Origin of the sequence: Paracoccus sanguinis (assembly GCF_012689545.1) — a bacterium.
Taxonomy (GTDB): Bacteria; Pseudomonadota; Alphaproteobacteria; order Rhodobacterales; family Rhodobacteraceae; genus Paracoccus; species Paracoccus panacisoli.
Window position 1 is genome coordinate 1,420,994 of sequence record NZ_CP051542.1, and the last position, 9,007, is coordinate 1,430,000.

The 9,007-nt window shown below is 63.6% G+C and carries 5 protein-coding genes, 1 tRNA gene, 2 rRNA genes and 1 pseudogene (1 of these 9 only partly in view); 6 read left to right on the plus strand and 3 right to left on the minus strand.

Annotation, left to right across the window (positions count from 1 at the left end; translation table 11 throughout):
* The 6 genes and pseudogenes from HGN31_RS16765 to HGN31_RS16770 form a co-directional block, all read left to right on the plus strand.
* Positions 1–3,847: pseudogene (locus HGN31_RS16765) on the plus strand (baseplate multidomain protein megatron); the annotation flags it as partial.
* A 12-nt stretch (positions 3,848–3,859) separates the two neighbouring features.
* Positions 3,860–5,425 carry a DUF2793 domain-containing protein gene (locus HGN31_RS06770; protein ID WP_342355804.1) on the plus strand — a complete coding sequence of 522 codons (1,566 nt, stop codon included), beginning with the start codon at positions 3,860–3,862 and terminating at the stop codon, positions 5,423–5,425.
* Complete coding sequence (locus tag HGN31_RS16710; protein WP_342355805.1) at positions 5,337–5,702, plus strand: hypothetical protein; 366 nt, start codon at positions 5,337–5,339, stop codon at positions 5,700–5,702. The genes HGN31_RS06770 and HGN31_RS16710 overlap by 89 nt, the downstream gene beginning before the upstream one ends.
* Before the next feature lie 18 nt (positions 5,703–5,720).
* Positions 5,721–5,867 carry a hypothetical protein gene (locus HGN31_RS06775; protein WP_168782737.1) on the plus strand — a complete coding sequence of 49 codons (147 nt, stop codon included), beginning with the start codon at positions 5,721–5,723 and terminating at the stop codon, positions 5,865–5,867.
* 69 nt (positions 5,868–5,936) lie between these two features.
* Positions 5,937–6,227 carry a peptidoglycan-binding domain-containing protein gene (locus HGN31_RS06780; RefSeq protein ID WP_168782738.1) on the plus strand — a complete coding sequence of 97 codons (291 nt, stop codon included), beginning with the start codon at positions 5,937–5,939 and terminating at the stop codon, positions 6,225–6,227.
* 385 nt (positions 6,228–6,612) lie between these two features.
* Positions 6,613–6,939 (plus strand): DUF2290 domain-containing protein, encoded by a 327-nt coding sequence (locus HGN31_RS16770; RefSeq protein WP_425325335.1) that lies wholly within the window; start codon positions 6,613–6,615, stop codon positions 6,937–6,939.
* Between the two features lie 205 nt (positions 6,940–7,144).
* Here the strand turns inward: HGN31_RS16770 and HGN31_RS06790 are convergent.
* The 3 genes from HGN31_RS06790 to HGN31_RS06800 form a co-directional block, all read right to left on the minus strand.
* Positions 7,145–7,221 (minus strand) — tRNA-Met (locus HGN31_RS06790).
* A gap of 108 nt (positions 7,222–7,329) precedes the next feature.
* Positions 7,330–7,444 (minus strand): 5S ribosomal RNA (gene rrf, locus HGN31_RS06795).
* Positions 7,445–7,550: 106 nt separating this feature from the next.
* Positions 7,551–9,007, minus strand: a 23S ribosomal RNA gene (locus HGN31_RS06800); it runs 1,372 nt beyond the window's last position.

Here is a 9,007-nt window from a genome sequence, read left to right on the forward strand (position 1 = left end):
AGCCTGATCATTGGCTCGCTTGCGCCGGACCAGCGGATCGAAGGGGCGAAGCTTGACGATCTGCGGCTGACCTCGGCCACCGAAGGCGCGGTGATCCCGCGGCTCTACGGCACGATGCGGCTTGGCGGGAACATCATCTGGGCGACGGATTTTCGCGAGGAACAGTTCCGCCAGACCCAAGGTGGCGGCAAGGGCGGCGGGCCCAAAGTCGTCACCGAAGGCTATCGCTACTACGCCTCTTTCGCCGTGGCGCTTTGCGAGGGCCCGATCGGCGGGGTCTGCCGTGTCTGGGCCGATGGTAAGCCCTTCGATGTGCCAGGCGCCGTGATCCGGGTGCATCTCGGGTCCGAGACCCAAATGCCCGACCCGTTCATCGAAGCCAAAGAGGGCGCTGGGCAGGCCCCGGCCTATCGCGGAGTCGCCTATGTTGTCTTCGAGGATCTGGCGCTCGAGACCTTCGGCAACCGTCTGCCCCAACTGTCCTTCGAGGTGATCCGGCCCTCGCCCGATCCCGCCGCCATGGAACGCCTTGTCCGCGCCGTGAACCTGATCCCTTCCGCGGGTGAGTTCGTCTATGCGACCGAGACTGTCACCCGCACCACGGCAGCCCCGGGCCTCTGGGGGTCTTCAGGCGGCAATGGCACCTCCACCCCGGAGAACGAGAACAGCGTCGAAGGCCTGCCCGATCTGGTGGCCTCCCTGAACCGGCTGGATGCCGCGCTGCCCGAATGCGAGACGGTGTCGCTGGTGGTGTCCTGGTTCGGCACAGACCTTCGGGCAGGCACCTGCCAGATCAAGCCGGGCGTCGAATCCGCCACCAAGACCACCACGCCGATGGTCTGGCGTGTCAATGGCGTCACCCGCGCCGCGGCGCATGTGGTCTCCACCGTCGGCGGCGGCCCGGCTTATGGCGGCACGCCCACTGATGCGGCCGTGGTGCAGGCCATCCAAGAACTGAATGCGCGGGGCAAACGCGTCACCTTTTACCCTTTCATCCTGATGGACATCGCGGCCGCCAATACGCTGCCGAACCCGTACTCGCCGAACGGCACCACCCCGGGCCAGCCGGTCTATCCCTGGCGTGGCCGCATCACCTGCGCCCCGGCGGCTGGCTTTGCGGGTACGGTCGACAAGACGGCGGCGGCGGGGACGCAGGTTGCAGCCTTCTTCGGCTCGGCCGCCCTGGGGCAGTTCGCGGTGTCAGGCACGACGGTGAGTTTCACCGGGAGCCCCGGCGATTGGGGCCTGCGCCGGATGATCCTGCACTATGCCCATCTCTGCGCCGCGGCCGGGGGCGTCGATGCCTTCCTGATCGGCACCGAGATGCGCGGCCTCACGCAAATCCGCTCGGGCGCTTCCTCCTATCCGGCTGTCACCGCCTTCGTGCAACTGGCCGCCGATGTCAGCGCCATCCTCGGGCCGGGCACCAAGGTCAGCTATGCCGCCGACTGGTCAGAGTATTTCGGCCATCAACCGGCCGACGGTTCGGGCGATGTGTTTTTCCACCTCGATCCGCTCTGGGCTTCGCCGAATGTGGATTTCGTGGCCATCGACAACTACCTGCCGCTCTCCGACTGGCGCGATGGCGATGATCACCTCGACGCCCTGGCCGGATGGCAGGGGCCGCAGCAGACGGCCTACCTGCAAGCCAATATCGAGGGCGGCGAAGGCTTCGACTGGTTCTATGCCTCTTCGGCCGATCGCCTCGCGCAAATCCGCACCCCGATCACCGATGGTGCCGGAAAGCCCTGGGTGCTCCGCCCGAAGGACCTGCGGAACTGGTGGGGCCAACCACACATCAACCGCCCGAGCGGCGTGGAAAGCGGCGGGCCGACGGCCTGGGTGCCCGGATCAAAGCCGATCCGCTTCACCGAGGCCGGTGCGCCCTGCGTCGATCGCGGTACGAACCAGCCGAATGTCTTTGTCGACCCAAAATCCTCCGAATCCCTGCTGCCGTATTTCTCGCGGGGCTGGCCCGACGAGTTCATCCAGCGCCGCTATGCCGAGGCTTTGATCGGCTACTGGGCCAACCCGGCCAACAACCCGGCAGCGTCCCTTTATTCCGGCCGGATGATCGAGACGGCGGAGATCGCCCTTTGGACATGGGACGCCCGCCCCTTCCGGCCTTCCCCGCGCGAAGCGATGTCTGGTCCGATGCCGAGAACTGGCGGCTGGGGCACTGGCTCACAGGCCGGGCCGGGGCGACAGGCCTCGCCGAACTCGTGGCCGAACTTTGCGCCCGCGCTGGGCTTGCCGCGGCTGACCTCGACGCCACAGACCTTGCGGGATCGGTGCCAGGTTTCGCCGTGAACGCGATCGAAAGCCCCCGCGCCTCGATCGAGACCCTGACCCGCCTCTTCGGCTTCGACGCCTTCGAGGCAGAGGGCAAAATCAGGTTTCGGATGCGGGGGCAGCGGCCCGTCGCCACCATCACTCTCGACACGCTGGTTGCTACCAGCCGCGAGGCCGCGGATCTGGAACTGACCCGGGCGCAAGAGACCGAACTGCCCCTCGCCCTCAAATGGCGGCTGATGGCCCGCGACGAGGAGTTCGCAGGCATCACGGTCGAGGCGCGCCGGATCACCGTCGACACGGCCCGCGTCTCGGCCGAGCAACTGCCCATTGCCTCGACCAGTGGCGCGGCCGAACGCGGGGTGCGCCGCGCCCTCTTCGAGGCTTGGCTCGGCCGCGAGAAGGCGAGTTTCACCTTGCCACCATCGCGCCTGGCGCTGGACCCGGCCGATGTGATCCTGCTGGATCACGACAACCGCTTGATCGAATTCGCCCTGACCTCGATCACCGACGGCGCTGGGCGACGGGTTGAAGCGCGCCGGTCAGATCGCGCGATCTATGATCTGGCGCCTGGCAGCGATCGGGGCGCGACTTCAGGCGCGAAGGCCGTCTATGGCCCCCCCCCCTCGTTGCCCTCATGAACCTACCGCAGCTCTCGGAGGATTTCCCAGACTGGCAGCCTTATGCCGCCGCCCATGCTGCCCCGTGGTATGGCACGGCGGCGGTGTGGCGATCGGCCGCGACCGACGGCTTCTCGGTCCTGACCACCATTTCGCGGCCGGGCTGGTTCGGCACCTTGGCCTTCCCGTTCTATGCAGGGCCGACCAACCGCTTCGACCGCGGCAACGAGCTTTGGGTCGACATGATCGCGGGCCAGTTCGCCAGCGTCAGCGATACGGCGGTGTTTTCTGGCACGAACTGGCTGGCGACCGAGACCGCGTCTGATCTCTGGGAAATCGTCGGCTTCGCTACTGCCAGCCTGCAATCGCCAGGGCGCTGGCAGCTGACCCGGCTTCTGCGCGGGCTCCTCGGCACCGAGGACGCCATCGCCAATCCCGCCCCGGCTGGAGCGCGGGTGGTGGTGCTGGACGGCGGGGTCAAACCCCTGCCGATCGGCAGCGCCGATTATGGCGCGGCCTGGAACTGGCGGATCGGGGCTTCGAGCAAACCCGCAGGCGATCCAGCGAACCTCGCGGTCACATTCGCGCCCTCTGCCCGCGGCTTACGCCCCTGGCGGCCTTGTCATGCCCGGAGGGTGAACCTGCCCGGCGGCGATATCGCCCTCAGCTGGACCCGCCGCACCCGGGCCTTTGCAGGCGACAACTGGGCCCTGACGGAGGTGCCAATCGGCGAGGCGGCCGAGGGTTACGAGATTGATATCCTGAATCGAGCGGTTGTCGTTCGAACCGCCTTGGGTCTTGCCACCCCCGCCTTCACCTACACCGCCGCCATGCAAACCGCCGATTTCGGTGCCCCGATCACCGGACCTCTCGCGCTTCGCATCGCGCAGACCGGCGCGCTGGGCCGGGGCGCCATCCTCGACATCACCCTTTGATCCGGAGGCCCCATGGCCGACACCCCGAACATCCGCCTCACCTTCCTCGAGGCGAACCAGGCGCAGAAGCACATCACCGTCAACGAGGCCTTCCGTGCCCTCGATGCCCTCGTGCAGCCCGCCGTCGAAAGCATCGGCCTGAACACTCCGCCCGGATCGCCGCTGGATGGTGCCCGCTATGTCGTCAGCCCCAGCCCTACGGGTGTCTGGGCGGGTCAGGCCTTCGCGATTGCTGCCTGGCAGGATGGGGCCTGGGCATTCTACCCGCCCGCGGAAGGCTGGTCGGTTTGGGATCGCGCGACCGATGCCGCCCTGACCTTTCTCACCGGCGCATGGGTGCGGCAGGCCGCGCTGCCGTTTCCCGGCAACCTCTTCCGCCTCGCCGATGATGCCGATCCGACGCGGCTCGCGGCCTTCGATCTCTCGGGCCTATCGGCGGGCACGACCCGCACCTTCACCCTGCCGAACCTCTCGGCGACCCTCGCCCATCTCGGCAATGCGGCGCAGACCTTCTCGGGGGCGACGACGTTTTCGAATGCGGCAGTGACGATAGGCACGGCCACAACCACTGCAACCTATGGCATCGGCACTGGCGGCACGACGACCGCGGTCACGAAGACCATAAACCTCGGCACTGGCGGCGCGGCCGGATCGACGACCGTGATCAACCTCGGTTCAACCACGGCTGGGGCGCTGGGCAGCACGATCATCAACACGCCCACGGTAACCTTTGCCTCCAGCGTCACCGCGATCGGCGCGGCCGCGGCGAATGTCACCGCTCTGGGCTTGGGCCTCGGTGGCGCCTCGCCCGATGCTTCGAACCGGTTGAGCGTCAATGCCGCCGCCACGCTGCTGAACAATGCGGGCGGGTCGCATGAGGCGACGATCAACAAGGCCGCCGCTGGGAATGACGCGAGCCTTGCCCTGAAGACGGGGTTTTCGGCGCGGGCGCTTTTTGGGCTGCTTGGCACGGATGACGTAACGCTCAAGGTGTCGCCCAATGGGTCCACGTTCTTCGATGCCTTCGTGATCGATCGGGCAACCGGGCGGGCGGAGTTCCCGGCGCCAATCGTGATCCCGGGCCTCTCCGCCGTGCCTGCATCGCCCTCGGCAGGCAGGCTTGCCCTCTACGGCCGTCAGCGCGCGGGTGCGCCCTGGCTGGAAGTCGTCAGGCCTTCGGGGCGCGACTTCCCCTTGCAGCCGCATATGGGCCTGAACCGGATCGGGGCCTGGGCGCCGGTCTCCGCGACAACGATCGCCGCCCAGGGCATCGCCCTGACCAGCGTCGGCACCGTCAGCCACCCCCGCCTTGGCGGTCGGGTCGCTCCTGTCCAGTTCCCGGCGCTGGCGAGTGACCTCGGCCGCCGTGGTGGATTCCGCCTGCGATCAGCGCTCGGCCGTCACAGTTGTCGCCCGGATCAGCCTGACCACCCTGCAAGCGACAGGAATGGGCTTCTTCGGCTTGCTATCCTCGATCGCAGCCCTCGCTGTGACCACAGCGCTTTCCGCGCTCGTGGAAGCGATCGGCCTCGGGTTTCAACGCGGCACGCATACGAACTGGCAACTGGTCAGCAATGACGCCGCCGGGGCGCCGACACTTGTGGATCTCGGTGCAGGCTTCCCGGTTGTGACGGGCGGGCTGATCACCCTGACGATCTGGTGCCCCGCCGCGGGCAGCTCGATCTGGCTACGCGCGGTGAACGAGCTGACGTGCGCCCTCTTCGAACAGGAAGTCACGACCGACCTGCCTCAAGTTGCGACCTTCCTCGCCCCGCGCCTCTTCCTGAATAACGGCGCCACAGCCGCGGCCGTCGCCTTCGAATCCACCGGCCTGTACCTCGAGACCGAGTTCTGACCCTGAAAGGAGCCCCTCATGTCCCCTGCCGCCTCATCCGCCTATGTCGCCGAACTGCGCCAGCAGATCGCGATCCTCTCCGAACGTTGCGCCCTTCTTGCCGCCGAACTGGCCACTGCTCGGGAGGTGCAAAGCCCCCCACCGGACCCGCCCAAGGCCGGTTGAACCCCGCCAAAACCGCTCCGCGCCCCGCCCTTCCGGCGGGGTTTTTCTTTGCCCGAAAGGACCACACCCATGACCGACCAGATCGATGCGCTGAAGGCGCTCCAAATGGCGCTGGCGCGCCTCGGCTATTACACCGGCGCGATCGATGGCCTCTTCGGCCCGCGCACCGATGCCGCCTTGAAGGCCGTTTCTGCCGAGGGCGGCGCGATCCGCAACCTGAAGCCTGCGGTGCCGGTACCAGCCGGGCCTATGATCTTCCAGGGCAGCGCGCGCTATCCGGTGGACGAGATCGTGGAAGCGCTATATCGACGAACTGCGGGCAGCCGGGCTATCCGAGGAGGAGATCGACGAAGAACTTAAGTCGGGTGACGTCCTTGAATGACAGAGATTTCATTGCAAGCATTCGGCGCTTCTGGGACTTCCTGTCTCTCATCGGGCTAGAAGAGACATTTTCGAATCCGACATCGCTAAAGGCCTCAGACGAATTCTTAGCGGTTATCTTCGATAGCTCGGCGAGTTACGAGGCCGTCTACCTCACAGCTCTCAGAAACTCCGACTATAATCTAATGCTCCGGGACCATTCATTCTTTCAGTTCACACATAGCTTAAGCGGTTGGCGGTTAGCATATTATCCTAATCCGTTTTTTGGCGCATCGACGCCGCACTCTCAGAAGTTTCGGAACTTCGCGATTACGTCAAAGAGGGTGCAATCTCAATCGAAGAGTTTCTACATAGACTGTCGGAGCTGCGATCCGCAATTCAGGCGCCTCTCCTTCGGTATGAGTGGGCACCCGATGACTACATCAATTTGCAGCATCCTGCTTCTCATATGCACGTCGGCTTTCACTCAGACAATCGCTGGGCGTTTACAAGGGTATTGTCCCCGGAAGCCTTTGGGATGTTCGTCATCAAGCTTTACTATCGGAGCTCGTGGAATCCTGACTTTAGGTGCCTTGTTGGTAGGGACGAGCGCAGCTTGGATCAAATTTATTCGGCATGTCGCGCATCAACTATTCTGGTTCCGGCGGATCGAATATCCGCTGAAGAACTCGCACAGTTTCATCTTGCCTAGCCGACCACAGCTACCCTATGGGCTACAAATCCTGTCGACCTCTGTCCGGTGCGGTTTTCGCGCGTTCCTGATCCTGGGTGGCCACTACCCCACTGAAATCGCACGTGGAATTCGTCCGTTTGTTGACCTATTATTGACCCGCCGTTGCAAACGCAAAAGCCGCCCCTTGGGGCGGCTTTTGTGCGTGCGGAACTGTGGGGAGAATTGGTTGCGGGGATAGGATTTGAACCTATGACCTTCAGGTTATGAGCCTGACGAGCTACCGGGCTGCTCTACCCCGCGACCGTGCCGCGTGTGCGGCGGGGGTTTCCCCGTGGGATCCGTTGCGGTGAGGCTGGATCGATTGGGGATGGTTTTCGTTCTGAGAGATTGTTTTGCGTTTCTTTCCAGGTCTGGCGGTGACCTACTCTCCCACGTCTTGAGACGCAGTACCATTGGCGCGACGGCGCTTAACGGCCGAGTTCGGGATGGGATCGGGTGTTTCGCTCGTGCTATGGCCACCAGACCGGGGAAGAAACGCTCAGCGTTCCGGGGCGACCTGTGGGCCGCGTCCGAAGCATTGTCCAAGTTGCTTTTGATGGGAGAAGGCAGTGGTCTGTCTTCTTCCGGATCAAATCAAGCCAATCGAGCCATTAGTACCGGTCAACTGAACGCATTGCTGCGCGTACATCTCCGGCCTATCGACGTGGTGGTCTTCCACGGCTCTCAAGGGATACCTTGTTTTGAGGGGGGCTTCACGCTTAGATGCCTTCAGCGTTTATCCTGTCCGTTCATAGCTACCCAGCACTGCCGTTGGCACGACAACTGGTCCACCAGTGGAACGTTCACCCCGGTCCTCTCGTACTAGGGGCAACTCCTCTCAAGTATCCTACACCCACGGCAGATAGGGACCGAACTGTCTCACGACGTTCTAAACCCAGCTCACGTACCTCTTTAAATGGCGAACAGCCATACCCTTGGGACCTGCTCCAGCCCCAGGATGAGATGAGCCGACATCGAGGTGCCAAACGATGCCGTCGATATGGACTCTTGGGCATCATCAGCCTGTTATCCCCAGCGTACCTTTTATCCGTTGAGCGATGGCCCTTCCACTCGGGACCACCGGATCACTATGGCCGTCTTTCGACTCTGCTCGACGTGTCAGTCTTGCAGTCAGGCTGGCTTCTGCCATTGCACTCAACGAGCGATTTCCGACCGCTCTGAGCCAACCTTCGCGCGCCTCCGTTACTCTTTGGGAGGCGACCGCCCCAGTCAAACTACCCACCACGCAGGGTCCCGGACCCGGATAACGGGCCGCGGTTAGACATCAAGAGTGCGAAGGGTGGTATCTCAAGGATGGCTCCACCGGAACTGGCGTCCCGGTTTCAGCGCCTACCACCTATCCTGCACATCACAATCCTGATGCCAGTGCGAAGCTATAGTAAAGGTGCATGGGGTCTTTCCGTCTAACCGCGGGAAGTCTGCATCTTCACAGACAATTCAATTTCGCTGAGTCCACGTTTGAGACAGCGGGGAGATCGTTACGCCATTCGTGCAGGTCGGAACTTACCCGACAAGGAATTTCGCTACCTTAGGACCGTTATAGTTACGGCCGCCGTTTACCGGGGCTTCAATTCGGAGCTTGCACCCCTCCTTTTAACCTTCCGGCACCGGGCAGGCGTCAGACTGTATACGTCGCCTTACGGCTTCGCACAGCCCTGTGTTTTAAGTAAACAGTCGCCACCCCCTGGTTTGTGCCCCCTGCCCACAGTTGCCTGCGAACAGGGCCTCCTTCTCGCGAACTTACGGAGGTATTTTGCCGAGTTCCTTAAACGTGGTTCTCTCAAGCGCCTTGGTATTCTCTACCAGTCCACCTGTGTCGGTTTCGGGTACGGTCTCATGGAGGGCTATTTCCAGGGACCCCGCAGCTGCCCGATCAATCCGTTAAGATCGAACAACCCTGAGGATCCGTCACCATCTCCTGGCCCAGGAATATTAACCTGGTTCCCATCGACTACGCCTTTCGGCCTCGCCTTAGGGGCCGGCTTACCCTGCTCAGATTAGCTTTAAGCAGGAACCCTTGGACTTT

Excerpts from the sequence above, each read along its gene's own strand:
- HGN31_RS06780 (WP_168782738.1), top strand. The coding sequence starts at position 5,937 with ATGACCGACCAGATCGATGCGCTGAAGGCGCTCCAAATGGCGCTGGCG.
- HGN31_RS06770 (WP_342355804.1), top strand. The coding sequence starts at position 3,860 with ATGGCCGACACCCCGAACATCCGCCTCACCTTCCTCGAGGCGAACCAG.
- HGN31_RS06775 (WP_168782737.1), top strand. The coding sequence starts at position 5,721 with ATGTCCCCTGCCGCCTCATCCGCCTATGTCGCCGAACTGCGCCAGCAG.